Origin of the sequence: Variovorax nivicola, from assembly GCF_051216475.1 — a bacterium.
Classification (GTDB): domain Bacteria; phylum Pseudomonadota; class Gammaproteobacteria; order Burkholderiales; family Burkholderiaceae_C; genus Variovorax.
In genome coordinates this window covers 753023-779841 of the sequence record NZ_JBPJZK010000003.1, presented here as the reverse complement: position 1 = coordinate 779841, position 26819 = coordinate 753023, and the positions used below count along the sequence as shown (strand labels likewise).

27 protein-coding genes are annotated in these 26819 nt (G+C 66.3%); 12 read left to right on the top strand and 15 right to left on the bottom strand.

Translation table 11 applies throughout. The features are described 5' to 3' along the window. Positions 1–115 precede the first annotated feature (115 nt). Positions 116–1819, top strand: coding sequence for a hypothetical protein (locus tag ACSFBF_RS16395; protein ID WP_435468673.1), 1704 nt, complete (start codon positions 116–118; stop codon positions 1817–1819). A 4-nt stretch (positions 1820–1823) separates the two neighbouring features. Here the strand turns inward: ACSFBF_RS16395 and ACSFBF_RS16390 are convergent, their stop codons facing one another. The 3 genes from ACSFBF_RS16390 to ACSFBF_RS16380 form a co-directional block, all read right to left on the bottom strand. Continuing rightward, complete coding sequence (locus ACSFBF_RS16390; RefSeq protein WP_435468671.1) at positions 1824–2354, bottom strand: cysteine hydrolase family protein; 531 nt, start codon at positions 2352–2354, stop codon at positions 1824–1826. Between the two features lie 5 nt (positions 2355–2359). After that, positions 2360–2776, bottom strand: a complete 417-nt coding sequence (locus ACSFBF_RS16385; protein WP_435468669.1) for a hypothetical protein — start codon at positions 2774–2776, stop codon at positions 2360–2362. A 66-nt stretch (positions 2777–2842) separates the two neighbouring features. Beyond that, positions 2843–4435, bottom strand: coding sequence for an esterase/lipase family protein (locus ACSFBF_RS16380; protein WP_435468667.1), 1593 nt, complete (start codon positions 4433–4435; stop codon positions 2843–2845). Between the two features lie 471 nt (positions 4436–4906). On the opposite strand from ACSFBF_RS16380, the gene ACSFBF_RS16375 reads away from it, so the two are divergent. Then, complete coding sequence (locus tag ACSFBF_RS16375) at positions 4907–6028, top strand: MBL fold metallo-hydrolase (protein ID WP_435468665.1); 1122 nt, start codon at positions 4907–4909, stop codon at positions 6026–6028. Between the two features lie 21 nt (positions 6029–6049). Here ACSFBF_RS16375 and ACSFBF_RS16370 read toward each other — a convergent pair whose 3' ends face one another. From ACSFBF_RS16370 to ACSFBF_RS16350, 5 genes are read right to left on the bottom strand one after another with little or no spacing between them, the layout of a single operon-like run. Further along, the gene (locus ACSFBF_RS16370; RefSeq protein ID WP_093050889.1) at positions 6050–6241 is read right to left on the bottom strand and encodes a hypothetical protein; all 192 of its coding nucleotides are present in this window, start codon (positions 6239–6241) and stop codon (positions 6050–6052) included. After that, positions 6241–8649, bottom strand: a complete 2409-nt coding sequence (gene parC / locus ACSFBF_RS16365; protein ID WP_435468663.1) for a DNA topoisomerase IV subunit A — start codon at positions 8647–8649, stop codon at positions 6241–6243. The genes ACSFBF_RS16370 and parC overlap by 1 nt, the downstream gene beginning before the upstream one ends. Before the next feature lie 55 nt (positions 8650–8704). Beyond that, the gene (locus ACSFBF_RS16360) at positions 8705–9826 is read right to left on the bottom strand and encodes a Kelch repeat-containing protein (protein ID WP_435468661.1); all 1122 of its coding nucleotides are present in this window, start codon (positions 9824–9826) and stop codon (positions 8705–8707) included. A 14-nt stretch (positions 9827–9840) separates the two neighbouring features. Continuing rightward, the gene (locus ACSFBF_RS16355) at positions 9841–10749 is read right to left on the bottom strand and encodes a lytic transglycosylase domain-containing protein (protein ID WP_435468659.1); all 909 of its coding nucleotides are present in this window, start codon (positions 10747–10749) and stop codon (positions 9841–9843) included. Positions 10750–10763: 14 nt separating this feature from the next. Next, positions 10764–12761 (bottom strand): DNA topoisomerase IV subunit B, encoded by a 1998-nt coding sequence (locus tag ACSFBF_RS16350; protein ID WP_435468657.1) that lies wholly within the window; start codon positions 12759–12761, stop codon positions 10764–10766. A gap of 166 nt (positions 12762–12927) precedes the next feature. On the opposite strand from ACSFBF_RS16350, the gene ACSFBF_RS16345 reads away from it, so the two are divergent. The 6 genes from ACSFBF_RS16345 to ACSFBF_RS16320 all read left to right on the top strand — a co-directional run bounded on the left by ACSFBF_RS16345 (position 12928) and on the right by ACSFBF_RS16320 (position 17870). Further along, a complete protein-coding gene (locus tag ACSFBF_RS16345; RefSeq protein WP_435468655.1) occupies positions 12928–14157 on the top strand; it encodes an MFS transporter in 1230 nt (409 codons plus the stop codon). 16 nt (positions 14158–14173) lie between these two features. Then, positions 14174–14314 (top strand): hypothetical protein, encoded by a 141-nt coding sequence (locus ACSFBF_RS16340; RefSeq protein ID WP_200936025.1) that lies wholly within the window; start codon positions 14174–14176, stop codon positions 14312–14314. A gap of 13 nt (positions 14315–14327) precedes the next feature. Further along, entirely contained in the window at positions 14328–14897 is a 570-nt protein-coding gene (locus ACSFBF_RS16335; protein WP_435468653.1) for a class I SAM-dependent methyltransferase, read from the top strand. Between the two features lie 43 nt (positions 14898–14940). Then, the gene (gene dapA, locus ACSFBF_RS16330; protein ID WP_371127351.1) at positions 14941–15867 is read left to right on the top strand and encodes a 4-hydroxy-tetrahydrodipicolinate synthase; all 927 of its coding nucleotides are present in this window, start codon (positions 14941–14943) and stop codon (positions 15865–15867) included. A 141-nt stretch (positions 15868–16008) separates the two neighbouring features. Next, positions 16009–17088: an outer membrane protein assembly factor BamC gene (gene bamC / locus ACSFBF_RS16325; protein ID WP_435468651.1), complete on the top strand. Its 1080-nt coding sequence runs from the start codon at positions 16009–16011 to the stop codon at positions 17086–17088. A 5-nt stretch (positions 17089–17093) separates the two neighbouring features. Next, positions 17094–17870: an MBL fold metallo-hydrolase gene (locus ACSFBF_RS16320; RefSeq protein WP_435468649.1), complete on the top strand. Its 777-nt coding sequence runs from the start codon at positions 17094–17096 to the stop codon at positions 17868–17870. 82 nt (positions 17871–17952) lie between these two features. Here the strand turns inward: ACSFBF_RS16320 and ACSFBF_RS16315 are convergent, their stop codons facing one another. The 3 genes from ACSFBF_RS16315 to ACSFBF_RS16305 form a co-directional block, all read right to left on the bottom strand. Beyond that, positions 17953–18210: a hypothetical protein gene (locus ACSFBF_RS16315; RefSeq protein WP_435468647.1), complete on the bottom strand. Its 258-nt coding sequence runs from the start codon at positions 18208–18210 to the stop codon at positions 17953–17955. 94 nt (positions 18211–18304) lie between these two features. Further along, the gene (locus ACSFBF_RS16310) at positions 18305–18811 is read right to left on the bottom strand and encodes a hypothetical protein (protein WP_435468645.1); all 507 of its coding nucleotides are present in this window, start codon (positions 18809–18811) and stop codon (positions 18305–18307) included. Further along, positions 18801–19943 (bottom strand): JmjC domain-containing protein, encoded by a 1143-nt coding sequence (locus ACSFBF_RS16305; protein ID WP_435468643.1) that lies wholly within the window; start codon positions 19941–19943, stop codon positions 18801–18803. The genes ACSFBF_RS16310 and ACSFBF_RS16305 overlap by 11 nt, the downstream gene beginning before the upstream one ends. Before the next feature lie 14 nt (positions 19944–19957). Between ACSFBF_RS16305 and ACSFBF_RS16300 the strand changes: the two genes are divergently transcribed. Beyond that, positions 19958–20482: an FKBP-type peptidyl-prolyl cis-trans isomerase gene (locus ACSFBF_RS16300; RefSeq protein WP_435468641.1), complete on the top strand. Its 525-nt coding sequence runs from the start codon at positions 19958–19960 to the stop codon at positions 20480–20482. A 77-nt stretch (positions 20483–20559) separates the two neighbouring features. Here the strand turns inward: ACSFBF_RS16300 and ACSFBF_RS16295 are convergent, their stop codons facing one another. The 4 genes from ACSFBF_RS16295 to coaBC all read right to left on the bottom strand — a co-directional run bounded on the left by ACSFBF_RS16295 (position 20560) and on the right by coaBC (position 23381). Then, positions 20560–21060 carry a glycine zipper 2TM domain-containing protein gene (locus ACSFBF_RS16295; protein ID WP_093080054.1) on the bottom strand — a complete coding sequence of 167 codons (501 nt, stop codon included), beginning with the start codon at positions 21058–21060 and terminating at the stop codon, positions 20560–20562. A gap of 183 nt (positions 21061–21243) precedes the next feature. Continuing rightward, on the bottom strand, positions 21244–21690 hold the full coding sequence (gene dut / locus ACSFBF_RS16290; RefSeq protein WP_007835673.1) for a dUTP diphosphatase: 447 nt from the start codon (positions 21688–21690) through the stop codon (positions 21244–21246). Beyond that, on the bottom strand, positions 21691–22158 hold the full coding sequence (locus ACSFBF_RS16285; protein WP_435468637.1) for a hypothetical protein: 468 nt from the start codon (positions 22156–22158) through the stop codon (positions 21691–21693). It abuts the gene before it with no gap. Next, positions 22158–23381 carry a bifunctional phosphopantothenoylcysteine decarboxylase/phosphopantothenate--cysteine ligase CoaBC gene (gene coaBC, locus ACSFBF_RS16280; RefSeq protein WP_435468635.1) on the bottom strand — a complete coding sequence of 408 codons (1224 nt, stop codon included), beginning with the start codon at positions 23379–23381 and terminating at the stop codon, positions 22158–22160. The genes ACSFBF_RS16285 and coaBC overlap by 1 nt, the downstream gene beginning before the upstream one ends. 124 nt (positions 23382–23505) lie before the next feature. Here coaBC and ACSFBF_RS16275 point away from each other — a divergent pair, with 124 nt between their 5' ends. From ACSFBF_RS16275 to eno, 3 genes are read left to right on the top strand one after another with little or no spacing between them, the layout of a single operon-like run. After that, positions 23506–25188, top strand: a complete 1683-nt coding sequence (locus ACSFBF_RS16275) for a CTP synthase (protein WP_435468633.1) — start codon at positions 23506–23508, stop codon at positions 25186–25188. Then, positions 25185–25475, top strand: a complete 291-nt coding sequence (locus ACSFBF_RS16270) for a DUF1330 domain-containing protein (protein WP_435468631.1) — start codon at positions 25185–25187, stop codon at positions 25473–25475. The genes ACSFBF_RS16275 and ACSFBF_RS16270 overlap by 4 nt, the downstream gene beginning before the upstream one ends. Before the next feature lie 48 nt (positions 25476–25523). After that, complete coding sequence (eno, locus tag ACSFBF_RS16265; RefSeq protein WP_435468629.1) at positions 25524–26807, top strand: phosphopyruvate hydratase; 1284 nt, start codon at positions 25524–25526, stop codon at positions 26805–26807. Positions 26808–26819 lie beyond the last annotated feature (12 nt).

Sequence of the window (26819 nt, the reverse complement as noted above, 5' to 3'; positions counted from 1 at the left end):
GGCGCGTGCGTGCCCCGAAAGCAAGGCTTGCAGCTTATCTGAAACCGGTTTCAGACCCATATAGGGATTCCCCTAGGTGGTCGTTTTGTCTCACCTTCTGCCTACACTGAAGCCCATGCTGAACCCACCCGCGGCCACCATGCCCACAGAGGCACACACGCCCCCCACGGGCGCCCCCACCGTGCAGCATTTCCGCCAGGCCCTGCTCTGGCCCTTGCGGCTGATGCCCGCGTCGCACGCCGGGCCCGCCGCGCACCATCACGCGCCCTGGCACGTGCTGCGCGAGATGGGCGATGCCTCGCCGTGGCGCGAAGAGGTCGACGAATACACCGGCGACAGCAGCCGCTTTCACGAGCGGCACTACAACGAGTTCGTGAGCTTCCTGCCGTACGTGCAGCGCTTCCTGTACGGCGAAGGCCGCTCGCGCGGCAACGATGACGGCATGGGCGGCGACGGCGATTCGCCGATGCGCATCTTCCGCCGCCACGACATTGCGGCCGTGCGCCTGGTGGCGCAGCCGGGCGACGCGCCCGTCACGCTCAACGTGATTCACTGCGACCTGTACTTCTTCTTCGACATCGACGTGGTGCTGCTCAACCTCGAAGTCGGCGCAGACCACCTGAGCCTCGCGCAGGCGCAAGACATCCTCTATCGCTTCGGCCGTGCCTACCCTTCAGGCTGGGAGCCCGACGGCTCGGCGCTGCATTGCATGGCCAGCGTCGAATGGCTGGCCGCAGACGGCCATGTGCTCGCGAGCTCCGACGCGCAACAGCGCGAGGCCTTTCTCTCGCACGTGGCGCAGCACCGCGCGCCGCGCATCTCGGCCCACTGGGCCTATCTGATGCAGCCGCTGGTGAGCGACCATTCGGAAGACCCCGGCGTGCTGCGCTACCGGCAGATCGAGTACTACCGCATGCCGGTCATGGCCTACCTCTCGCTGGACGACCCGCGCCGCCTCACGCGCGACGACTTCGTGCGGCTCGCATTGGTCACGGGCGCTGGCGCCACCGACGCCCACCTGCCCTATGCCGAGCATCACCTCGCAGACTTCGAGCACAAGTACTGCTACGACCGCTTCTGGGTGAACGCGGGTGCTGCACCCAACACGCGCTACCTGTGCAACGGCCACGCACTCGTCGTGGTGGGCGATGCGAGCTCCGAGTTCTTCTGCTGCCGCGACCGCGGCGTGCTCGCGCAGTTCAGGCACCAGCACTTCCTGCTGTTCCTCATCGCGCATTTCCAGAAGGCCTCGCTGCTGATGTTCTCCGACCAGTTGGTGGAAGCGCTCAAGCGGCTGGACATCCGCAGCACGCCGAGCGTGAAGCAATTCAAGCGCGCCATCCGAGCAAGCTTCGAACGCTTTCTGCGCTTCACGCACCGCTACTGGTTCCACGAAATTTCGGAGCAGGCGCAGGTGCGCGCGCTCTCGCACATGTGCGCCACGCACCTCGGGTTGGACCCGCTCTACGACGAGGTCAAGGCACGCATCGCCGACATGAACACGTACCTCGACGCCGACAGCCTGCGCAGGCAGGCCAGCACCGTCGTGCGGCTTACGGTGGTCACGCTGTTCGGCCTCATCGGCACGATCACCACCGGCTTCCTCGGCATGAACCTGCTGGCCGAGGCCGACGCGCCGCTGTGGCGCAAGGCAATCTGGTTCGGCGTGGTGTTCGTCGCGACGACGTGGCTGACGATCTACACGATGGTGAAGTCGCAGCGGCTGTCGGACTTCATCGATGCGCTGTCGAACGACCGGCTGGGCTTCAGAGGCAAGATGGCCGCGCTGGCGCGGGTGTGGCGGCCCGGCGCGGACTGATCGATCAGAACGCGATGTCCGCGCTGGCCACCGCGCGGATCGGCACGCCGAAGCTGGTGATGTCCGACAGCGTGGCGTTGTGGTGCTCGCGAATCTGCTCGCCCGTGGCGTGCGGCTTGTCGTGCGAGGTGTGGGCATCGGCCGCGAGCACCACGTGGTAGCCCAGCCCGGCCGCGCGGCGCGTGGTGGTGTCGACGCAGAACTCCGACGAATAGCCGCAGATCACCACCCGCTTCACGCCGTGCTCCGACAGCCAGGCTTCGAGCGGCGTGCGCAGGAACGAATCAGGCGTGGTCTTGCGGATTCTTGCGTCGCGCGAGTCGGTGTTCAGCGCGCCTACGAGCTGCCAGCGTTCGGAATCGAACTCCAGGTCGACGGCGTTCTCGTGCTGGATGAAGGCCACGGGCACGCCGGCTGCGCGGGCGCGTTCGGTGAGCGCGTTGATGCGCTGCATCACCTCCCCGGCTTCGTGAGGGCGCGGTGGATCGTCGCAAAGGCCACGCTGGACATCGATGACGAGGACGGCAGTTTTCATGGGGATTAGAAAGAAGCGAGGTTCTTGACCGACCAGAGTATGGCGCCCGACAGCAGCGTCGAGATCAGCGCAATGACCGCGCTGGCGCCGAACGAGGTGCCGATGCCGATCTGAAAGCCCAGCGTGTAGGCCACGAACAGCCCCGCGAGCACGGCCACAGCGGGCCAACCGTCGACATGGTGGATGCCCGTGCCGCTCGAAAAGCTCACGAAGGCCAGCAACGCCAGCGCCACGAGCAGCGACGCATAGAACACCGACTTGAACGACTCGCCCAGCGTCGGCGAGGCACCTGCGACGACCTGCGCCGACAACTTGACCACCACCGTGACGACCAGCACCAGCGCGCAAACGGCCACCGTGAGCTTCAACGGCGTCATGAACGCGAAGAACAGGAAGGCACCGATGAAGAGCAGGTAGTGCATGTCGGCGCGATTGTGAACGATCCGACCTGACCTGCGGCCTACCCAGAGACGCTCAACCCCAGGCACTCATTCCCAGGCGCTCACCTCCAGGCGCACCTTGCCGCTGATGCCGGGCGCGGCCGGCGCGGCGCCGAGGCTGGACAGCGGCACCACGAACTGCAGCTTGCCGCCGGCCAGTTGCTTCGGGCTCATCGGCAGCGAGGCCCGCCCTGCCGTGTCGGTCTGCCAGCCGTACTTGACGTTCCAGTTCTGCGCCGGGTCGTTGGCCTGGGGTGGCGCGATCTCGATGATCAGCGTGTCGCGGAACAGCGAACTTCCCTCGTAGTGGCCGTCGAGCCAGAACTTGTTGTTGACCTGGTAGTCGGGCACGCGCACGCCGAGCGTCATAGCGTAGGCCAGCGTCGGGCGGTCCTGCTTCACGCGGGCCTTGTTGGCGAGGAACACGGTCGAGAGATAGATGGAGCGGCGGTCGGCCTTGGCCGGGTCGGTCAGCTCCTTGTGTGTGCGGCAGGCGGGCGAGTCTTCCTCAGCCACGCGCCTGCTCAGGTACCAGCGCTTGCCGCGCGGCGCGGCGAGCAGCTCGACCTGGTAGAGCGCATCGATGTCCGCGCCGGCAGGCAGGTCGGGCGGCAACGTGACGCCGTCTATGTCGAACCACAGGTCGACCCGCACGTCGCCGAACAGGAAGCGCGTGAGGTTCTGGTAAGCCTCCTCGGAATTGACGATGCCGAAGAAGCCCGAGTGCGATCGGTAGGTGAAGGCCGTGGCCACCGGCTGTGTCTTGCCCGCGGCGTCGGTAGACCAGAGCGAGGCGTTCTCGATGCGCACGAGCCCGTCGCTGCCGTGGCCCGCGAACATGCGCGACAGGCCCTTGGCGCTTTCATAGTCGCCGCGGTTGGTGCCGACCATGCAGAAGAAGCGCTCGGCCGGAAAGGCGGTGGCTGGCAGGTAGTCCATGCGGCCGTTGACCGGCTGCGTGGCCAGGAACTCCGACATCTTCTCGCGGTTGAAGGTGTTCATCTCGTTCACCGTGAGCCAGGCCGGCACGTTGATGCCGCCCATGTCGATGCCGTTGTGCGGCGTGGCATAGGTGAACACCTTGTCGACGCAGGCACGCGCGGCCGCATCGCCGAGCGCGGGGTTCTGCAGGAAGGCGCGCACCACCAGGCCGCCCATGGAATGCGCGACGAGGTAGCAGCGGAAGTCGGCGGGCGAGTAGCCCGGACCCTCGCGCAGCGCCACAAGGTCGCGCACACGCAATATCAGCTGGCTCAGGCCCTGCGCGTATACCTTGACGTCCTTGGCCTGGCCATCGCCAAGCAGTTCGGAGCCCGAGTCGTAGTAGCGGTAAATGATGACCGAGGCCGAGGGAATGCCGTCGACGTCATTGCCGTTCTCATCGGGAGAGGGCTTCCAGTCGGGGTCGAGGATGTCCAGGCCGTTCTGGTAGACGCTCTGGTACTGGAAGTCGGCCAGCAGGCGCACCATGGGCGATTCGAAAACGAATTTCTGCGCCGGCGCCTCTTTCTTGACGGTGGCGCGGTACACCGTGGAGCCGATGTTGAAGCCGCAGAACGGGTCGGCCGCGGTTTCGTCCCGCTCGGACTCGGTCATGGCGTAGCCGCGCACGTAGATGATGGGATAGCGATTGCTGCTCATGGATCTGCCGCCTCGTCGAAGCCGATGAAGCCCGGCAGTGTGCCGGACCGGGGATGTGCCCGCCATATCGCGCATGGCATAGGACTGGTCGTGCGTGATTCGTTCGGGGCACGATCACGCCGACGGCGTACTCTGCTCCGCGAATGTCCCCCGGCCTTCGGCCTCCTCCTTTATTTCGCTGCGCAGAGCACACCATCGACGTGATCGATGGACGCAGCGGTCGATCGGCCAGCACAACGACTGCGTCCATGTGCGAATGGCACCGGGTGCTCCCCGCAGCGAAATAAAGGAGGAGCCGAAGGCGGGGGACATTCGCGGAGGGGAGTACCCGGTGTCATTCGCACGCGCCCCGAACAGGAGCGCCACCAAGATACCCCCGCGCCCCAAATGTTTCTACCGCTGAAACCATTGAAACGTCAGTCGTAGCTACTCTCGCGCCATCCTGCAAACAAAGACTCAGAGGGTTTTCTCATGGCTGACGATTCGGGCTCCCAGGGCTCCTACCTGCCCCAACTGCTGCGCCGGGGTACCGTGCTGGCCGCGGCCAGCTGCGCCCTTGTCACGGGCTGTGGTGCCGCCGGCAGCGGCGAGACGCGCTACGACAGCTCGCCGCAATTCAAGGACGGCGGCTTCCACAACATGGCCAACCCCGACCTGCCCGCGCAGGCCAGCGCATGGCGCATCTGGTCGCGCTTCATCGTGGGCAGCAAGGTCGACACAGTGCCGGTCGATGCAATCCCGGTGAAGGCGCTGGACCGCAGCGCGCTCGATTCACTCGACACCAAGGCCAACCACGTCGTACGCCTCGGCCATTCGTCACATCTGCTGAAGCTGCGCGGCAAGTACTGGCTGATCGACCCCGTGTTCAGCGAACGCGCCTCGCCCGTGCAATGGGCCGGACCGAAGCGCTTTCACCAGCCGCCGATCACGCTCGAACAGCTGCCGCCGATCGAAGGCGTGATCCTCTCGCATGACCACTACGACCACCTCGACGTGGCGACCATCGAATACCTCTCGAAGAGCGTGCAACGCTACTTCGTGCCGCTGGGCGTGCGCGCGCGGCTGATCGTGATGGGTGTGCCCGCCGAGCGCGTGACCGAACTCGACTGGTGGCAAGGCGGCGAGCACGACGGCGTAAAGCTCACCGCCACGCCGGCACAGCACTTCTCGGGCCGCACGCTGAACGACCGCGACCGCACGCTGTGGGCCTCATGGGTAGTGCAAAGCGGCGACCAGCGCCTCTTCTACAGCGGCGACTCGGGCTACTTCCCGGGCTTCAAGCAGATCGGCGAGCGCTTCGGCGGCTTCGACATCGCGCTGATGGAAAACGGCGCCTACGACACCATGTGGCCCGCCGTGCACATGACGCCCGAGCAGAGCGTGCAGGCCTTCGAGGACCTGCGCGGCAAGGTGTTCTTCTCGGTGCACAACAGCACCTTCGACCTCGCCTTCCACACCTGGCACGACCCGCTGGACCGCATCGCGGATCTGGCGGAGGCGAAGAAGATCGAGCTGGCGACGCCGGTGATCGGCGAAGTGGTGACGGTCGGGCAGGCGCGCACGAACGTGCGGTGGTGGACCGGCCTGCGCTGACCGGCCCTGCCTGCTACCGGATTACTCGCCGCGCTCCTTGCGCTCACGCGCGCGCCGCACCTGACGCGTTTCGTTGGCCTGCGATGCAATGCGGTTCTTCTCGCGCTTCTTCGCCGCACGCTTCTCGCGCATGCGGCGGCCCAGCACGTAACTGCCGAGGCCTGTGACCACCGCGATGAAGATCCCGATGACGCTGATGTCGATACCGCCCATCACAGCACCCGCACGATGCTCGTCGGCTTGAAGCCCAGGTCGGCCGCCTTGCCCTTGCGCGCGCGGCTGCCGCGCGCGTTGTTGAGGGTGCGGATTTCCAGTGTCTCTTCGCGCTCCTTGGCGCCGCGCCCGATGCCTTCGATCTTCACGCTACGCGTGTAGGCGGCCGCGCCGGCCAGGGTGTCCTTGGGGTCGAGGTCGATCAGCGTGAGGCCCCGGCCGCCCTTCGGCAGGCTCTTGAGCTCGGTGATGTCGAAGGTCAGGATGCGGCCACCGGTCGAGGCGCAGGCCACATGCGTGGCCGCGAGCATCGGCTCGGCGCCGCTCGCGCCGCCCACAAGCGACGGACGGCACAGTTGCTCGCCCTCGCCCACGTCGATGAAGGCCTTGCCGCCGCGCTGGCGCGACATCATGTTCTCGACCGTGGCGATGAAGCCGTAGCCACCAGTATTGGCCAGCAGCACGCTGGCGCCCACCGGGCCCGCGAAGAAGTGCGTGACGTGCGTGCCGGCATCGAGCTCGATGAGCGTGGTGACGGGCTGGCCGTCGCCGCGCGCGCCGGGCAGCGAGGCCACGGGCACCGTGTAGACGCGCACGCTCTTGTCCTTGGCGCTGCCGAACACCAGCAATGTGTCGACGCTGCGGCACTCGAAGGCACCATAAAGCGCATCGCCCGACTTGAAGCTGTATTCGGGCGTCGCGCCCTTTTCTCCATTCGCACCGTTGCCCGCGGCCTTCTCGCTGGCCCAGCCCTTCTGCGCACGGACCCAGCCCTTCTGCGACACGATGACGGTGACGGGCTCGTCGACCACCTTCACTTCGGCCACAGCACGCTTCTCGGCCTGGATGAGCGTGCGGCGCGCGTCTTCAAAAGTCTTGGCGTCGGACTCGATTTCCTTCACCAGCAGGCGGCGCAGCGCAGTCGGGCTGCCGAGGATGTCTTCGAGCTTCTTCTGCTCGTCGCGCAGGCCTGACAGCTCCTGCTCGATCTTGATGGCCTCGAGCCGCGCAAGTTGGCGCAGGCGGATTTCAAGGATGTCCTCGGCCTGGCGTTCGCTGAGGTTGAAGCGCGCGATGAGCGCCGCCTTCGGGTCTTCCGCCGCGCGGATGATCGCGATCACCTCGTCGATGTTCAGCAGCACCAGCTGCCGGCCCTCGAGGATGTGAATCCGGTCCATCACCTTGCTGAGCCGGAACCGCGAGCGCTTCTCGACGGTGATCTCGCGGAACGCGATCCACTCGTTGAGCATCTGGCGCAGCGACTTCTGCGTGGGCTTGCCGTCGATGCCGACCATCGTGAGGTTGATCGGCGAGGAGGTTTCGAGCGAGGTCTGCGCGAGCAGCGTGGTGATGAACTCGTCCTGGCTGATGCGCGAGGTCTTGGGCTCGAACACCAGGCGCACGGCGGCGTCCTTGCTGGACTCGTCGCGCACCACGTCGAGCACCGACAGCATCGCGGCCTTCAACTGGGTCTGCTCAGCGCTCAGCGCCTTCTTGCCGGTCTTGACCTTCGGGTTGGTGATTTCCTCGATTTCTTCGAGCACCTTCTGCGTGCTGACGCCCGGCGGCAGTTCGTTGACCACAAGCTGCCATTGCCCGCGCGCCAGTTCCTCGATCTTCCAGCGTGCGCGCACCTTGAGCGAGCCGCGGCCGGTGCGATAGGCGTCGGCGATGTCGCTCGCGCTGCTGATGATCTGCGCGCCACCCGGGTAGTCGGGGCCAGGCACGATGGCGAAGAGCTCTTCTTCGCTGAGCTTGCCGTTCGACTTGATCAGCGCCACGCAGGCGTCGGCTATCTCGCGCAGGTTGTGGCTCGGGATTTCGGTGGCCAGGCCCACGGCAATGCCGCTCGCGCCATTGAGCAGTGTGAACGGCAGCCGCGCGGGCAGCAGGCGCGGCTCTTCGGTGCTGCCGTCGTAGTTGGGAATGAAATCGACCGTGCCTTCGTCGATCTCGTCGAGCAGCAGGCTGGTGATACGCGCCAGGCGTGCTTCGGTGTAGCGCATGGCCGCGGCGCCGTCGCCGTCGCGGCTGCCGAAGTTGCCCTGGCCGTCGACCAGCGGATAGCGCTGAGAAAAATCTTGCGCCATGCGCACCAGCGCGTCGTACGCGGCCTGGTCGCTGTGCGGATGGAAGCGGCCGAGCACGTCGCCGACCACGCGCGCGCTCTTCACGGGCTTGGCGCCCACGGTGCCGTTGGTGCCGCCGAAGCCCAGGCCCATGCGCGACATCGAGTACAGGATGCGGCGCTGCACCGGCTTCTGGCCGTCGGACACATCGGGCAGCGCGCGGCCCTTGACCACGCTGAGCGCGTATTCGAGGTAGGCAGTCTGGGCGTAGTCGGCGAGGGTGAGAGTGGTGTCGCCGTCGGTGGGACCCTGGGGATCGAGCGGAGGTTGGGAATCCATGAAAGAGAAGGTGAGAAAAACAGTTGCTGCGGGCCGTGCGCGAGGGTCGTCGCGATCAGCCTAGTGTGAATGCCTCGTGCACCGCGGACTGCACGGCGCCGCCGAGCACCGCGCCGCCGCCGGCGACGTAGACCCAGTCGCCGATGACGGCCGCGCCCACGGCGTGGCGCGGCGTGATCATGGGCGCGTGGCGTTGCCAGGTGTCGTCCACGGGGTTGTAGCTTTCCATCTGGCCGAAGACCTTGGCCTGGCGCGGTACGCCGCTAATGAGGATGCCGCCCTCCCCGCCCATGGCGAAGAAACGGCCGCGATACACCACGAGGCCATGGCCCGAGCGCGCGGTGGGCAACGGCGAACGCAGCTCCCAGGTGTCGCGCGCGGGCAGGTAGACGTGGTGCAGGTCGGTGTTGTATTCGAAGGTGTTGAAGCGCCCGCCGATCACGTGGATCTGGCCGCCGTTAGACACGCAGCCGACGTGGTCGCGCGCGCCAGGCAGCGGTTTGCGGGTGGACCAGCGGTCGGCCTTGGGGTCGTAGACCTCGTGCCAGCCGACACTCGCGCGTTCCGCTGCGGGCTCTGAAGCGCCGCCGATCAGGTGCAGCGCGCCGTCGAGCATCACTGCGGCCGCCGCGCCGCGCGGCCTCGGTAGCGGCGCAATGGTTGTCCAGCGGTTGGCGGCGATGTCGTAGACGTAGGCGTTCGTGTCGGAGCGGCGGTTCTGCTCGACGAAGCCGCCGAGCGCATAGACGCGGCCGCCCTCGGCCGTCACAGCGACGTGGTTGGCGCCGCGCGGCAGGGGTGCGCCGTCGAGCCAGCGATCGGCCTTCGGGTCGTAGATGTGGTGGTAGTCGCGGTTGACCTTGCCCTCGCCGTAGCCGCCGACCACATGCATGCGACCCATCGCGGCAGTGGCCCAGGCCATCTCGCTGCGCGGAATCGGCAAGGCCGCGCGCGGCTCCCAGCGGCCTTGCGGACCGGGCGGCGCGGTGCTCTCGGTGAAGCGCTGCGCCTCCTGGTCGGGCGTCATGTGGTGCGGCACGCCGCCTTGCAGCTTGGCATAGGGTTCGGCCGACGAAGGCACCGCCGGCAGCATGTCGTGCGTCGCCGGATGCTGTGCCCGTGCAGTGCCCGCCACCACGCTGGCGGCTGTCGCGAGAACGAAGCTTCGACGGTGCATCGTGGTCTCCCCCATCAGGACAGCGGTGCGCCGGGCGCATTGGCCGCGCCGGTCGGCACCGCCGAAGGCTCGGGAATGTCGGGCATGGTCGGCATGTTGCGCGGCGCGTCGGACGGCATGTTGCCGCGGCCGATGGCGCCGCCCTGCGGCACCGTCAGCTCCATGCGAATGCGGCCTGGCGTCTTGCCACCGCGCACGGCGCCACCGCCACTACCGCCCGTTGCCACGGACGGCTTCAGGTACGCATACAGCTGCAGCACGGTCTGCACGTAGTTCTGCGTTTCCTTGTAGTTCGGGATCTTGTTGCCCGCGCGCTGCACCGCGCCCTCGCCCGCGTTGTAGGCGGCCAGCGCCAGCTCGATCTGGCCCGGGAACATCGCGATCAGGTCGCCCAGGTAGCGCGAGCCGGCGGCGATGTTGATGCGCGGGTCGAACAGCTTTTTCTCGATGGTCGTGCGTTTGTCCGCCGACACACCATAGCGCTGCGCGGTGGCGGGCATCAACTGCATGAGGCCCATGGCGCCCTTGGGCGAGACGGCCTGCGCGTCGAAGCCCGATTCGGTGGCGATGAGCGCCTGCAGCAGTTCGTAGTCGATCGAATGCCTGTTCGATGCGTCGCGCAGCGCCGTCTTGGCAGTCTTGTAGCCGGGCGAGGCCTCGAACATGGCGAGCAGGCTCTGCGAGGCAGGTGACACCTTGCCGTCGAGCTTTCTGCCGCCACGGCCCAGCGGAGAAATGCCTTGCGCCGTGTCGAAGCTCTGGCCGCCGCGGAAGAAGATCTGGTAGCGCTCGTCGATTTTTTCGGAAGCGAAGTGCGCGATGCCCTTACTGTCGATGTAGCCGTAGATGTCAGCGGCGTGCGCCAGCCCCTGCTGCGTACACAGCAGGAAGGCCAATAGCAACAAGCGCTTGAAAACTGACATGCGTGGTGGAGGAGTCAAACATCGATGTCGACATCGTCGGCGCGCAACTCCATGAGTTCGCGCCGGGCTGCCGCTTCGCCCTTGCCCATGAGCTTGGTGATCTCGCCCTGGGTGGACGTGAAGTCGAACCGGCCCAATTGGACCTGCATCAGGCGCCGGGTGTCAGGATTGAGCGTGGTTTCCCACAATTGTTCCGCGCTCATTTCGCCCAGGCCCTTGAAGCGGCTGATGCTCCAGGCGCCTTCGCGCACGCCATCTTTACGCAATTTGTCGAGCGTGGCGATCAGTTCGCCCTCGTCCAGCGCATAGACCTTGGAGGCCGGCTTCTTGCCGCGCGCGGGCGCATCGACCCGGAACAATGGCGGCTTTGCGACATACACGTGGCCGGCTTCGATGAGTTTCGGAAAGTGGCGGAAGAACAGCGTGAGCAGCAGCACCTGGATGTGCGAGCCGTCCACGTCGGCATCGCTCAGGATGCAGACCTTGCCGTAGCGCAGGCCGCTCATGTCGGGCGTGTCGTTGGGACCGTGCGGATCGACGCCCACGGCGACCGAGATGTCGTGGATTTCGGTGTTGGCAAAAAGCCGGTCGCGCTCCACTTCCCAGGTGTTGAGCACCTTGCCGCGCAGCGGCAGGATGGCCTGGCTTTCCTTGTCGCGGCCCATCTTGGCGCTGCCGCCGGCGGAGTCACCCTCGACCAGGAAGACTTCGTTGTGGCTGATGTCCTTGCTCTCGCAGTCGGTGAGCTTGCCGGGCAGCACGGCCACGCCGGAGCCCTTGCGCTTCTCGACCTTCTGGCCGGCGCGCTGGCGCGTCTGCGCGGCCTTGATGGCCAGTTCGGCAAGCTTCTTGCCGTAGTCGACGTGCTGGTTGAGCCACAGCTCGAGCGCGGGGCGCACGAAGCTCGACACCAGGCGCACGGCGTCGCGCGAGTTCAGGCGTTCCTTGATCTGCCCCTGGAACTGCGGGTCGAGCACCTTGGCGCTCAGCACGTACGAGGCGCGCGCGAACACGTCTTCGGGCAACAGCTTCACGCCCTTGGGCAAAAGCGAATGCAGTTCGATGAAGCCCTTCACCGCGGTGAACAGGCCGTCGCGCAGGCCGCTTTCGTGCGTGCCGCCGGCGCTGGTGGGAATCAGGTTGACGTAGCTCTCGCGCACCGGCTGGCCGTCTTCGGTGAAGGCCACGCACCAGTCGGCGCCCTCGCCCTCGGCGAAGTTGTCGGCGTTCTTGTCGGCATGGCCGCTGCCTTCGAACAGCGGGATGACGGGGTCGCCGTTGAGCGTTTGCATCAGGTAATCGCTCAGGCCGCCCTTGTAGAGCCACTGCTGCGTTTCCTTGGTCTTCTCGTTCGTGAGCGTGACGCTCACGCCGGGCATCAGCACGGCCTTGCTGCGCAGCAGGTGCGTGAGTTCGCCCATGGGCAGCACGGCGGTTTCGAAGTACTTGGCGTCGGGCCACGCGCGCACGGTGGTGCCCTGCTTGCGCTCGCCCGCTTCGAGCTTGCGGATTTCGAGTGCCTCGATCACATCGCCGGCACTGAAGGCCAGCTTGGCGGCCGAACCCTCCCGGTGCGAGGTGACTTCGAGCCGCTTCGACAGCGCATTGGTCACCGACACGCCCACGCCGTGCAGGCCGCCCGAGAAGCTGTAGGCGCCGCCCGAGCCTTTGTCGAACTTGCCGCCCGCGTGCAGCCGGGTGTACACGAGTTCGATCACGGGGGCCTTTTCTTCGGGGTGCAGGCCGAAGGGAATGCCCCGGCCGTCGTCTTCGACGCTGACGGAGCCGTCAGTGTGCAGGGTGACCTTGATCTTCTTGCCGTAGCCCGCGAGCGCCTCGTCGGCGGCGTTGTCGAGCACTTCCTGGATGATGTGCAGCGGGTTGTCGGTGCGGGTGTACATGCCCGGGCGCTGCTTGACGGGCTCGAGGCCCTTGAGCACGCGGATGGAGCCTTCCGAGTAGCCGGAGGATTCGGACGATGAATTGGGGGGAGTCTTGGGGGGAGTCGCCATGGGGGCGGATTGTAGTCAGTCGGCGCCAAACAACTGGATACCCATACAGGAGGCGCTCAAGAAGTGCTTTGATGCCCGGCACGCATTGAAACGCAGCCGATAAATCATCAATGGCTTCGGCCGCCAGCCTGACTGCCGGAGCAGGCGAGTCGTTACATTCGAAGTCATGCAATCCCCCGCCGCTCCCGCCCTCTCGGTCAAGCAAGTACTTTTCTGCGGGGCGATGATCGTCACGCTGTCGATGGGCATACGCCACGGCTTCGGGCTCTGGCTGCAGCCGATCACGCAGGCGCAGGACTGGAGCCGGCAGACCTTCTCGTTCGCGCTGGCTATCCAGAACCTCTCGTGGGGCATCTTCGGCGTGTTCGCGGGCATGCTGGCCGACAGGTTCGGCGCGTTCCGGGTGCTGATCGGCGGCTCGGTGTTCTATGCACTGGGGCTGTTCGGCATGGCGCATTCGCCGACGCCGCTGCTCTTCACGCTGAGTGCGGGCGTGCTGATCGGCGCGGCGCAGGCGGGCTCGACCTATGCGGTGATCTACGGCGTGATCGGGCGGCAGATTCCGGCCGAGCGACGCTCGTGGGCCATGGGCGTGGCGGCGGCGGCCGGCTCGTTCGGCCAGTTCCTGATGGCGCCCATCGAGGGGCGGCTGATTGGCCATCTGGGCTGGCAGACCGCGCTGGCGGTCATGGCGGTGCTGGTGCTGGTGATCATCCCGCTGGCCTTCGGCCTGCGCGAACCGAAGACGGCGGCGCTGGCCGGGCACCGCGAACAGTCGGTGCTGCAGGCAGTGGGCGAAGCCTTCCGCTACCCGAGCTTCGGGCTGCTGATGGCGGGCTACTTCGTCTGCGGCTTCCAGCTGGCCTTCATCGGCATCCACATGCCGACCTACCTGCGCGACCGCGCGCTGCCGGCCGAGGTGGCGGGCTACGCGCTGGCGCTGATCGGGCTGTTCAACGTGTTCGGCACTTACACGGTGGGGCTGCTGGGGCAGAAGCTGGCCAAGCGCAAGATCCTCGCGGCGATCTACTTTGCGCGGGCCGTGTCGATCGCGCTGTTCTTGATGGCGCCGATCTCACCGCTCAGCGTGTATGTGTTCTCGGCGGCGATGGGCTTCCTGTGGCTGTCGACGGTGCCCGCAACCAATGCGATCGTGGCGGGCATCTTCGGCGTGGCGCATCTGTCGATGCTCAGCGGCTTCGTGTTCCTGAGCCACCAGGTCGGCTCGTTCCTGGGCGTGTGGCTCGGTGGCTACCTGTACGACACCACCGGCAGCTACGACATCGTCTGGTACATCTCGATCGCGCTGGGCGTGTTCGCGGCGCTGATCAACCTGCCGGTGAAGGAAAGCGCCATTGCGCGCTCGTCGCCGCAGCCTGCGGGTGCCGCGGGTTGATCTATAAATCAGGGCTATGACTTCGCAAATGCGCCATCACATCGTCCACGCTGGCTGGCTGGCCGCCGCGCTGGCGGTGCTGGGCGGCGTGTTCGCGCTTTACGTGCACCCGGACTTTCTGGTGACGCTGGTCGATCAGATCTGGTCCTGCTTCTGAGGTCAGGCCGGCCATGAAAGACGCAGCTCCCATGCACGGCCTGTCCGCGCCTTCCGAATGGATCGTCCGCTGGTCGCACCTGCTCGCGCCCGGGGCCTCGGTGCTAGACGTGGCCTGCGGCGCCGGGCGGCACATGCAGTGGTTTGCGGGCCGGGGGCATCCGGTCACCGGTGTCGACCGCTCGCCCGAAGCCGTCGAGGCGGCCGACGCCTTCGGCCGCACCGTCGAGGCCGACATCGAATCCGGCCCATGGCCCTTTACCGGCCAAGCCTTCGGCGCCGTTGTCGTCACCAACTACCTCTGGCGTCCGCGCATGGTCGACATCGTGGACGCGGTGGCGCCGGGCGGCGTACTGCTTTACGAAACCTTTGCCGTGGGCAACGAGACCGTCGGCAAGCCCTCGCGCCCCGACTTCCTGCTGCAGCCCGGCGAACTGCTGGCGGCCTGCGCCGGCTTGCGCGTGGTGGCCTACGAAGACGGCTTCATCCCCGAACCGGCGCGCTTCGTGCAGCGAATCGCGGCCATCCGCCCGGCCGCACCCGACGCCGGCCAGCCGGCCCGCCACCTCCTTAAGGGAAACTGAGGGGGCCGGGGCGGCTGTCTTGCGGGGCGCCGGAGTAAGTAGAATCGGCGCTTTCGTCCACCGACAAAGAGATTCCCCCTTGGAGCAACTGACAGGCAGCATCGTCGCGCTCGTCACGCCGATGCACGACGACGGCAGTGTCGACTACCCCGCCCTGCGGCGGCTCATCGACTGGCACATCGAAGAAGGCACCGACTGCCTTGGCGTGGTCGGCACCACCGGCGAATCGCCGACTGTCGATGTCGAAGAGCACTGCGAAATCATCCGCGTCTCGGTCGAGCAGGCCAAGGGCCGCGTGCCCGTAATGGCCGGCTGCGGCGCCAATTCGACCAAGGAAGCCATCGAGCTCGCCAAGTTCGCCAAGGGCGTTGGCGCCGATTCGCAGCTCCAGGTCGTGCCGTACTACAACAAGCCCACGCAAGAGGGCCAGTACCAGCACTTCAAGGCCATTGCCGAAGCCGTGGGCGACCTGCCCATCGTGCTCTACAACGTGCCCGGCCGCACCGTCGCCGATATGGCGCACGACACCGTGCTGCGCCTGGCGCAGGTGCCCGGCATCATCGGCATCAAGGAAGCCACCGGCAACATCGAGCGGGCCCAGTGGCTCATTCGCGACCTGCCCAAGAACTTTGCCGTCTACTCCGGCGACGACCCGACCGCAGTCGCGCTCATGCTCTGCGGCGGCCAGGGCAACATCAGCGTCACGGCCAACATCGCGCCGCGCAAGATGCACGAACTGTGCGTGGCGGCGCTGGCAGGCGACGTCAAGCGCGCCATGCAGATCCAGTTCGAGCTCATGCCGCTGCACCGCAACCTGTTCGTCGAGCCCAACCCGATTCCGCTGAAGTGGGCCATGGCCCGGCTCGGCCTTTGCGGTGGCGCGTTGCGCCTGCCCCTTACCGAACTCGGCGAAGCGAGCCGCCCCGCAGTCGAAGGCGCCCTGCGCGCCACCGGCCTGCTGAAGGGCTGAGCACCCCTCCCCCGTACATTCCGGACCTGCCTTTTCCCTGGTCGCAGCAAGGTTAAGCAACCTTTTGCCCGAACCGTGCTCTGAGATGGCGGGCACTGCGGCCCATAGATAGACCGAACCATTCCAACAAGGAAGACGACGTTGAAGAACCTTTCGCGACTTGCACTGCTGGCCCTCGTTGCCAGCCTCGCCGCCTGCTCCGTCCTCGAGAGCGACAAGATCGACTACAAGAGCGCAGGCAAGGCCCCAACGCTCGAAGTCCCACCCGATCTCTCCCAACTCTCGCGCGACAACCGCTACGCCATCCCCGGCGGCGCCGTGACTGCCAATGCCTACCAGGCCGGCATCGCCAACGCCCCCGGCATCCCCACCGCCGTGAGCAACATCGGCGACGTGCGCATGGAGCGCTCGGGCACGCAGCGCTGGATCATCGTCAACCGCACGCCCGACCAGCTCTGGGACCCGGTGAAAGACTTCTGGCAGGAAAGCGGCTTCCTGCTAACCACCGACCAGCGCAACCTGGGCATCATGGAAACCGACTGGGCCGAGAACCGCGCCAAGCTGCCGCAGGACATCATCCGCGGCACGCTGGGCAAGCTGGTCGACTCGGTCTACTCGACCGGTGAACTCGACCGCTTCCGCACGCGCCTTGAGCGCACGCCGACCGGCACCGAGATCTTCATCAGCCACCGCGGCATGCAAGAGGTCTACAACAACTCGCGCCAGGACCAGACCGTGTGGCAGCCCCGCCCCAGCGATCCTGAACTCGAAACCGAATTCCTGCGCCGCCTGATGGTCAAGCTCGGCGTCTCGCAAGAGCAGTCGAAGATCCTCGCCGCCACCACCGCGCCGACCAAGACCGCCACCATCGCCAAGGTCGGCAACCAGCCGGTCGTGCAGATCAGCGAAGGCTTTGACCGCGCATGGCGCCGCGTCGGCCTCGCGCTCGACCGCACCGGCTTCACCGTGGAAGACCGCGACCGCAGCGCCGGCCTGTACTACGTGCGCTACGTGACGCCCGATCCCGACAAGAAGGAGCCCGGCTTCTTCGGCAAGCTGTTCAGCAGCTCGAGCAAGGCTGACGCGCCGCTCAAGTTCCGCATCTCGGTCAAGGGCCAGGGCGAAGCCACCACGGTGTCGGTGCTCAACGAAGCCGGTGCGCCCGAAACCTCGGCGAATGCCGAGCGCATCGTCAAGGTCATCGCCGACGACCTGAAGTAACCCGCATGCTCCGCTTCCGAAGTCTCGGCAGCGGCAGCACGGGCAACGCCGCGCTGGTTGAAGCGACCAGCGGCGGCCGCACCTCCCGCCTCTTGATCGACTGCGGCTTCGGCCTCAAGCAGCTCGATCTGCGACTGGCCCAGGCGGGCCTTGCCGCCAGCGACATCGATGCGGTTTTCGTCACACACGAGCACGGCGACCACATCGGCTGCGCCCATTCGCTGTCGCGGCGCAACCGCATTCCCGTCTGGATGAGCGAAGGCACGTGGCTCGCCACCGGCGGCCGCGATTTCGAGGGCCTGCTGAACCTGGCGCGCGACGATGCGGAGTTTGCGGTCGGCGACATCTGCGTGCAGCCCTTCACCGTTCCCCACGATGCACGCGAGCCGCTGCAGCTGCGCTGCACCGACGGCAACCGCACGCTGGGCGTGTTGACCGATCTGGGCCACGCCACGGCCCATGTGCTGGCCCGCCTCAGCGGCGTGCATGCGCTGTTGCTGGAGTTCAACCACGACAGCGAACTGCTGGCCAACTCGGCCTATCCGCCTTTTCTCAAGCACCGCGTTGGCGGCAACTACGGGCACTTGTCGAACACGGCCGCGGCCGAGATCGCGCGCGCGGTGCTGCACGACGGCCTGCGCCATGTGGTCGCGGCGCACCTGAGCGAGCAGAACAACCGGCCCGAGATCGTGCGGCGCCTGATGGCCGAAGCACTCGGCGCTGATGAAGCCGAGATGCTTACCGCCACCGCGTCGGAGGGCTCGCCCTGGCTCGACGTGTGAGCCGCAGCGTCCTCACTCTCTCCTAAGAAAAAAAGCCGCCTCATGGCGGCCTTTTTCATGGCGGATGCCGAAGCCTTGCTGCTTATTGCTTCGGTGCTTCATTCTTCTTCGCGGCCTCGGTGGCTGCGTTCGCGGCATCGAGTGCAGACGAAGCACCAGGTGCAGGCGTTGCTGCAGCGGGATCTGCGGCAGGCGCAGCGGCCGGAGCGGGCGCTGGTTCGGTCACGGGCGCAGGAGGCGGCGTCACGACAGCCGGCGCTGCATCCTCCTTCTTTCCGCAGGCGACAAGCGCGGCAGCGGCAATCAGCGAGGCAATCAGGACGGACGATGACTTCTTCATGGAATCTCCTTTGGCAATGAAGGTCTGGAACGAAAAAATTCTAGACCTGCATACACGCCTGAATATGTCTCGCGGCCGCATTCGCGGCATTGGCTTACAAGCCGAGTGTCGATGCCGGAAACGCGGGCCGCCCAAGGCGCCAGCACTCGTCGATGGCCTCGCGCAACGCACGGCGCGCACGCGCGTCGTCACCGCTCACGCCCCTGCTGCGCTCGGGGTCGATGCGGTGCACGAACCACGTGGGCGTCCAGATGGCGCTCGGCACTTCGGAGCCCGCAGCCTTGCCGGTGGCGCGGCATTCGATGATGTGGTCCCACATGCGGCGCCACGGCACGAAGCGCGCGTGGCCTCGTTCGAGAACATCGAAGCGCTGTGCGAGCAGCATCAGGCGGCGGCCGCTGGCCGCCCAGGCCTGCAGCGCTTCGATGGTCGCGCGCTCGCCCAAGGGCCAATCGGCGAAATCGGGATCGCTGAAGACGATCTCTTTCCAGCCCTGCTGTGCCGCGGCCGACAGCGCGCCGCGCAGGAGTGCATCGAAGGCCTCGCGGCCATCGAAGCGCCCTTCGGGCAGCAGTGGACTGGGCGTGTCGTCATTCGGCATGAAGCCACCCTGCCTCGCACCACTCGCCCAACAGCGCGAGTGCGCCTTCGCTCGCGCGCGCCAGCTCGCGTGCGCCGAGCGCGCGCTGGTCGGCCAGACGGCGCATCAGCGTTGCGTCGGCACCGCCCGCGCGAAAGCTCTCGCCGTTGATGTAGATGTGCCGCGTGTCGTAGAGCATGCGCGTGCGGCGGTCCAAAGACACGTGCTGCATTGCATCGGGCGCCTCGCCGCCTTCGCCGAACCAGACGTTGGCCTTGGGTTCGGTGAGCGACTCGCCCAGCGCGCGATCCACAGCGTCAGGGTCGCGCAGCGCGGCCTCGATGGCCTTGCGCGCGAAGCCCTGGAGTGCGGCAGGCATGGCGGCCGGCGCATCGACCGCGGGCTGCGCCGGATCGCGGTAGCGCACCAGCTCGGCCGGCCCGGCATCTTCCAGGTCTTCCGCGTATGCCTGCGCCATGCGCGCCAGCAGGTCGGCCCCGAGCTCGCCCAGGGCAGACGAACGCAGGCCGATGGAGCAGGTCATGCAGTCGTCGCCCACGGCCACGCCGTCGTGGGCATAGCGCGGCGGCAGGTACAGCATGTCGCCGGGCTCGAGCACGAAGGTCTGCTCGGGCTCGAAGTTTTCGAGGATCTTGAGCGGCACGCCCGGCTGCAGGCGCAGGTCGCTCTGCTTGCCGATGGACCAACGGCGGCGCCCCTGCGCCTGCAGCAAGAAAACGTCGTAGCTGTCGAAATGCGCGCCGACGCCGCCGGTGTCGCTCGCGTAGCTGATCATCAGGTCGTCGAGGCGGGCATCGGGCAGGAAACGAAACTGCCGCAGCAGTTCGTGCACGCCCTCGTGATGCAGGTCGACGCCCTGCACCAGCAGCGTCCAGGCCGGTTGCTTCAGCGGCGGCAAGGCGCGCCGGGCCAGCGGCCCATGCTTGAGCGACCAGCCGGCCTTGCCATGGCGGATCAGACGCGATTCGACGTCCTCACGTTCGGCCAGGGCGAACAGCGCGCCGCGCTCGATCGGTGGCACCATCGCGGGTATCGCCTGGCGGACGAGCAAAGGTTTTTTCTGCCAGTACCGCCGCATGAACTGCGCGGCGCTCAGGCCGCCGAGCAACGGCAGCGGTTGGTTAATCTCCATGGGAGAATTCTGCAATGGAAATCTCTGAACAATGCGTGGTCGGCTTGACCTGGACCATGAAAGACACGCTTGGCGACGTGCTGGATGTGCTCGACGAGCCGGTGGAATTCATGGTCGGCGGCGACGATCTCTTCGACGTGATCGAAGCGGCCCTGCAAGGCCATGAGCCCGGCGCCCGGGTGCAGTTGCAGGTCGAACCCGAACAGGGCTTCGGCGACTTCAACGACCAGCTGCTTTTTCTGGAGCCCCGCTCGCTCTTCCCCGAAGGCACGGAAGAAGGCATGACCTTCGACGGCTCCGCCCTGCCCAAGGGCGTGAACAGCAACATTCCAAAAGACGCGATCTACACAGTGGCCGAGATCTATCCCGACCACCTGGTGCTCGACGGCAACCATCCGCTGGCCGGCATCGCGATCCGGCTCGACATCACGGTGCGCTCGGTGCGCGAGGCAACCGAAGAGGAAGTCGGCCGCGGTTCGGCGGGCACGGGCTTCTTCAAGGTGTCGCCGATGGCGCCGAGCAACCAGACGCTGCACTGACCGAAGGGCAGCCAGCGAGCGCCCACGAAAAAGCCGGGCAGCGCCCGGCTTTTTCACGCCCCGAGGGGCAAGACGACTTACATGCGCGAGATCTGACCGTTGTCGATGCGCACGCGGTCGCCAATGCGCAGGTCGCCCGGGCTCTGCACGTCGAAGGCGCGGAAGCCGCCACGGTCGGTCTGCACAGACACGCGGTAGGTTTCATAGGCGCGCGGGCCGTTCTGCTGAGCCTCGATGGTGTTGCCCAGCAGGGCGCCGCCCACGATGCCCAGTGCGGTGGCCGCCGCACGGCCATTGCCGCGCCCGAACTGGTTGCCCACCACCCCACCGATGACCCCGCCGGCGACAGCGCCGCCGCCCGTGGTGCCGGTGCCAGCGGTTTCGCTGCGCAGCACCTCGATGTTGGCCACGTGGCCGTACTCGACGTAGGAAGCTTCGCGGTACTGAATGGCCTGCGGGGGCGCCTGGTACGGATAGCGCGAGGTCTGGTAGACCGGCGCCGGTGCCACGCACGCCGTGAGCGTGGCCACGGCCAGCACGGAAGCGGTGACGGAAACAAAGCGCATTGAGATCTTCATGTTGGGAGGCTCCTCGAATAGAACGATGCACGAAGAATGCATGCATCGGCTTGTGTCTGGCTGACTAACGCCGCAGCGCCCGCTGCGATGACGTCAAAACACACACTGATACTTTCGAGGCCGCCGACCTTCGCCGGTTCCGTTCTTTACCACCCGGAAACTCAGCTCCCCTTCAGGATTCGCTCAATGTTTGCCGGTGGAACCGTAGCCGCCCTCACCCCGTTGCGAAGGTGCAAAGTCTGTGACCACCCGAAACTGCGCCTGCACCACCGGCACGATCACCAGTTGCGCGAGCCGTTCCATCGGCTGCAGCACGAAGGGCGTGTCGCTGCGGTTCCAGGCGCTGATCTTCAGCTCGCCCTGGTAGTCGCTGTCGATCAGGCCGACGAGGTTGCCCAGCACGATGCCGTGCTTGTGGCCCAACCCGGAGCGCGGAAGTATCAGCGCCGCATAGGCCGGGTCGGCCAGATGGATGGCAATGCCGGTGCCCACCAGCTGCCAGCCGTTGGGTTCCAGCGTGATGGGGGCATCGAGGCAGGCCCGCAGGTCGAGGCCGGCGCTTCCGGGAGTGGCATACGCGGGCAATTGATCCACCATGCGCGGATCGAGGATACGAACGTCGACTTTCACTTACTTGCTGCCTTGCTTCTGTTGCTGTTCTTTTTGCTTCCGGGCGGCTTCCTCGAGCACCTGCTGCCACTTGGCGATGCCAGGGGTGAGCTTCACGCCCTTCAATTTCTTGCCGAACCAGACGGCCAGGCCCGCCAGCAGGACCAGCACGCCGAATGGCACGCCGGCCGCCCACAGCACGAGGAACACCAGCGCGCCGACGGCGCCCAGCACCTTGAGGGTCATGGGGTCGAACGACCCAGGCTGTGACTTCGGCACTTCGCCGTTCGACGCCGCCTCGCTGCGTTGCTGCATGGCGGCGGTCACAGGGCCGCCCTGCTGCCCAGGTGCCGTCGTGATGCCGACATCGAGCCCGGGCTCGCCGGGCTGCGCCGCCCTCTTCGGCAGTGCCGCCTGTGCCGACAGCCGCTCGACATAGCGGGCGAAGTCGCCGTTCGGCGGCGTGTTCCATTGGGGATTCAGGTTCATCAGACCCTCCAGTCGGTAAGCCGGGCTGCAATTTCGGTCATCAGTTCGCGCGCCAGCGTGAGCTTGGGCGCGCGGGGGAGCTCGCGCACGCCGTTGGTATCGACCAGCAGCAGCGCGTTGTCGTCCTGCCCGAAGGTCAGCGGGCCGATGTTGCCGATCAGCAGCGGAATGCCCTTGCGCTCGCGCTTGGCCTTGGCGTGTTCGGCGAGGTTTTCGCTCTCGGCAGCAAAGCCGACGCAGAAGAGCTTCTTCGACTGGGCCCGTTCGCTCTTGGCGACCGTGAAGAGGATGTCAGCGTTCTCCACGAAGTTCAGCACCGGCGTCTTGCCGCTGCCGTCCTTCTTGATCTTCTGGTCGCTCTGCGTAGCCGGGCGCCAGTCGGCCACGGCAGCTGTAGCTACAAAAATGCTAGCAGACTGCGCAGCACGGGTGGTTGCTTCGAGCATGTCCTGCGCCGACAGCACGTCGACGCGCGTCACGCCGCGCGGGGTCGGCAGGTGCACCGGGCCGGCCACCAGCGTGACCTCGGCGCCCGCCTCGCGGGCCGCACGGGCAATGGCAAAGCCCATCTTGCCGGATGAATGGTTGGTAATGCCGCGGATCGGGTCGAGCGCCTCGAAGGTCGGCCCCGCCGTGACCAGCACCTTCTGCCCCGCCAGCAGCTTGGGGCTGAAGAAGGCGGTGATGTCCTCCAGCAATTGCGCCGGCTCCAGCATGCGACCGTCGCCGGTTTCGCCACAGGCCTGCCAGCCGTTGCCCACGCCCAGCACGGTCGCGCCGTCGGCCGACACCTGCATCAGGTTGCGCTGCGTGGCGGGATGGACCCACATCTCGCGGTTCATGGCCGGCGCGATCAGCAGCGGAACGCGGTCCATGGGGCGTGCCAGGCACATCAGGCTTAGCAGGTCGTCGGAGCGGCCCTGCACCAGCCGGGCGATGAAGTCTGCGCTGCAGGGCGCCAGCACGATCGCATCGGCCTCGCGGCTCAGGTTGATGTGCGGCATGTTGTTGGGCTCGCGGGTGTCCCACTGCGAGGTGTAGACGGTGCGTCCGGAGAGCGCCTGCATGGTCACCGGGGTGATGAACTGCTCCGCCGCCTCGGTCATGACGACCTGGACGGTCGCGCCCGCCTTGACGAACAGCCGGCACAGCTCGGCCGACTTGTAGCAGGCGATGCCCCCTGTGAGGCCCAGGACGATGTGTTTGCCGGCGAGATCTTGCATGGGCCGTATTGTTGCTCACATGCCATCCGGCAAGCGGCAACAAGCCCTTGGCGAAAGGTGTCGCGAAGGGCACACCTATAATCGCAATTTCCCACTGCCCGGATTCACAGCGTCCGGAACTGGCATGACCAAATTTGTCTTCGTCACCGGTGGTGTCGTTTCTTCCCTTGGCAAGGGAATCGCCTCCGCCTCGCTCGCCGCGATCCTCGAATCGCGCGGCCTCCAAGTCACCCTCATCAAGCTCGATCCGTACATCAATGTCGACCCCGGCACGATGTCGCCCTTCCAGCATGGTGAAGTGTTCGTCACCGATGACGGCGCCGAGACCGACCTCGACCTCGGCCACTACGAGCGCTTCATCAACACGCGGATGCGCAAGGCCAACAACTTCACGACCGGCCAGATCTACAAGACCGTGCTCGAAAAAGAGCGCCGCGGCGACTACCTCGGCAAGACGGTTCAGGTGATCCCGCACATCACCAACGAAATCCAGGAATACATCAAGCGCGGCGCCGGCATCGGCACGGCGCACGAGGTGGACGTGGCCATCGTCGAGATCGGCGGCACCGTGGGCGACATCGAGTCGCTGCCCTTCCTCGAAGCCGTGCGCCAGATGAGCCTGCGCATGGGCCCGAACAACTCGGCCTTCGTGCACCTGAGCTACGTGCCCTGGATCGCCGCCGCCGGCGAACTGAAGACCAAGCCCACGCAGCACACCGCCAAGGAACTGCGCGCCATCGGCATCCAGGCCGACGCCCTGCTGTGCCGCGCCGACCGCCCGATCCCCGACGACGAGCGCGCCAAGATCTCGCTGTTCTCGAACGTGCCCGAATGGGGCGTGATCTCCATGTGGGACGTGGACACCATCTACAAGGTGCCCCGCATGCTGCACGAACAGGGCCTGGACGGCCTGATCTGCGACAAGCTGCGCATCAACACCCCGCCCGCCAAGCTGCAACGCTGGGACGACCTGGTGTACGAAGTCGAGCATCCGCAAAAGGAAGTGTCGATCGCCATGGTCGGCAAATACGTCGACCTGTCGGACAGCTACAAGTCGCTGAACGAAGCACTGCGCCACGCCGGCATGAAGAACCATGCCCGCGTGAAGATCGACTACATCGACTCCGAGACCATCTCGACGCAGGACGTGTCGCGACTGGCCAAGTACGACGCCATCCTGGTGCCCGGCGGCTTCGGCCAGCGCGGCGTCGAAGGCAAGATCTCGGCCGCCCGCTTCGCCCGTGAAGGCAAGGTGCCCTACCTCGGCATCTGCCTGGGCATGCAGGTTGCCACCATCGAATACGCCCGCCACGTGGCCGGCCTGAAGAACGCCAACAGCACTGAGTTCGACCCCGAGACGCCCACCCCCGTGATCGCGCTGATCACCGAGTGGAAGGACCGCGACGGCACGGTGAAGACACGCGACGAGAAGTCCGACCTCGGCGGCACGATGCGCCTGGGCGCACAAAGCTCCGACGTGGCTCCTGGCACGCTGGCACACAGCATCTACGGCGACGTGGTCACCGAGCGCCACCGCCACCGCTACGAAGCCAACGTGAACTACCTCGACGAGCTGCGCAACGCCGGCCTCGTGATCTCCGCGCTCACGCAGCGCGAGCACCTGACCGAGATCGTCGAGCTGCCGCAGGACGTGCACCCGTGGTTCATTGGCGTGCAGTTCCACCCCGAGTTCAAGTCGACCCCATGGGGCGGCCACCCGCTGTTCAACGCCTTCATCAAGGCGGCGCTCGAGCACAAGGACAAGGGCGCTGGTAGCACCAACAAGACACTGAAGGCAGTCGCATGAGCAGCGGCTACGTCATCGCCCACGTCGAGGTGACCAACCCGACGCAGTACGAGGAATACAAGAAGTGGTCGAGCACCGCGATGCAGGCGCACGGCGCCGAAGTGTGCGTCCGCGGCGGCCAGATTCAACCGCTTGAAGGCGACTGGAAGCCCACGCGCATCGTCATCCTCAAGTTCGCCAGCTTCGAGAAGGCCAAGGCCTTCTACGAAACACCCGAGTACCTGAAGGCGCGCGAAGCGCGTGCCGGCGCGGCAATCATGAACATGATCGCCGTCGAAGGCCTCTGATCCCAATTTGTTCATCCGCCAAAGAGACCAGAAAGAGAAAGACAAAAGATGAGTGCAATCGTTGACATCGTCGGCCGCGAAATTCTCGACAGCCGAGGCAACCCCACCGTCGAATGCGACGTGCTGCTCGAATCGGGCACCATGGGCCGCGCAGCCGTGCCCTCGGGTGCATCGACCGGTTCGCGCGAAGCCATCGAGCTGCGCGACGGCGACAAGAGCCGCTACCTCGGCAAGGGCGTGCTCAAGGCCGTGGAGAACATCAACACCGAGATCTCGGAAGCCGTGCTCGGCCTCGACGCCAGCGAACAGGCCTTCCTCGATCGCACGATGATCGACCTCGACGGCACCGACAACAAGGGCCGCCTGGGCGCCAACGCCACCCTCGCCGTGTCGATGGCCGTGGCCCGCGCAGCAGCCGAAGAGTCGGGCCTGCCGCTGTACCGCTACTTCGGTGGCATGGGCGGCATGCAGATGCCGGTGCCGATGATGAACGTCATCAACGGCGGCGCGCACGCCAACAACAGCCTCGACCTGCAGGAATTCATGATCATCCCCGTGGGCGCCAAGAGCTTCCGCGAGGCCGTGCGCTATGGCGCCGAAGTGTTCCATGCACTGAAGAAGATCCTGGGCGACCGCGGCATCAGCACGGCGGTCGGCGACGAAGGCGGCTTCGCCCCCAGCGTCGAGAGCCATGAAGCGGCGATCCAGCTGATCCTCGAAGCCATCGACAAGGCCGGCTACACCGCCGGCGAGCAGATCGCCCTGGGCCTCGATTGCGCGGCCAGCGAGTTCTACAAGGACGGCAAGTACGTGCTGTCGGGCGAAAACCTCTCGCTCACGGCCGAGAGCTGGACCGACATGCTCGCGACCTGGGTCGACAAGTACCCGATCATCAGCATCGAAGACGGCATGCACGAAGGCGACTGGGACGGCTGGAAGCACCTGACCGAACGCCTGGGTAAGCGCGTGCAGCTGGTGGGCGACGACCTGTTCGTCACCAACACGAAGATCCTGCAGGAAGGCATCGAGAAGGGCATCGCCAACTCGATCCTGATCAAGATCAACCAGATCGGCACGCTGACCGAGACCTTCGCCGCCATCGAGATGGCCAAGCGGGCGGGCTACACGGCCGTCATTTCGCACCGCTCGGGCGAAACCGAAGACAGCACCATTGCCGACATCGCCGTGGGCACCAACGCCGGCCAGATCAAGACCGGCTCGCTGTCGCGCTCGGACCGCATCGCCAAGTACAACCAGCTGCTGCGCATCGAAGAAGACCTCGGCGACATCGCCAGCTACCCGGGCCGCGGCGCGTTCTACAACCTGAAGTAACGCCCGGACGCC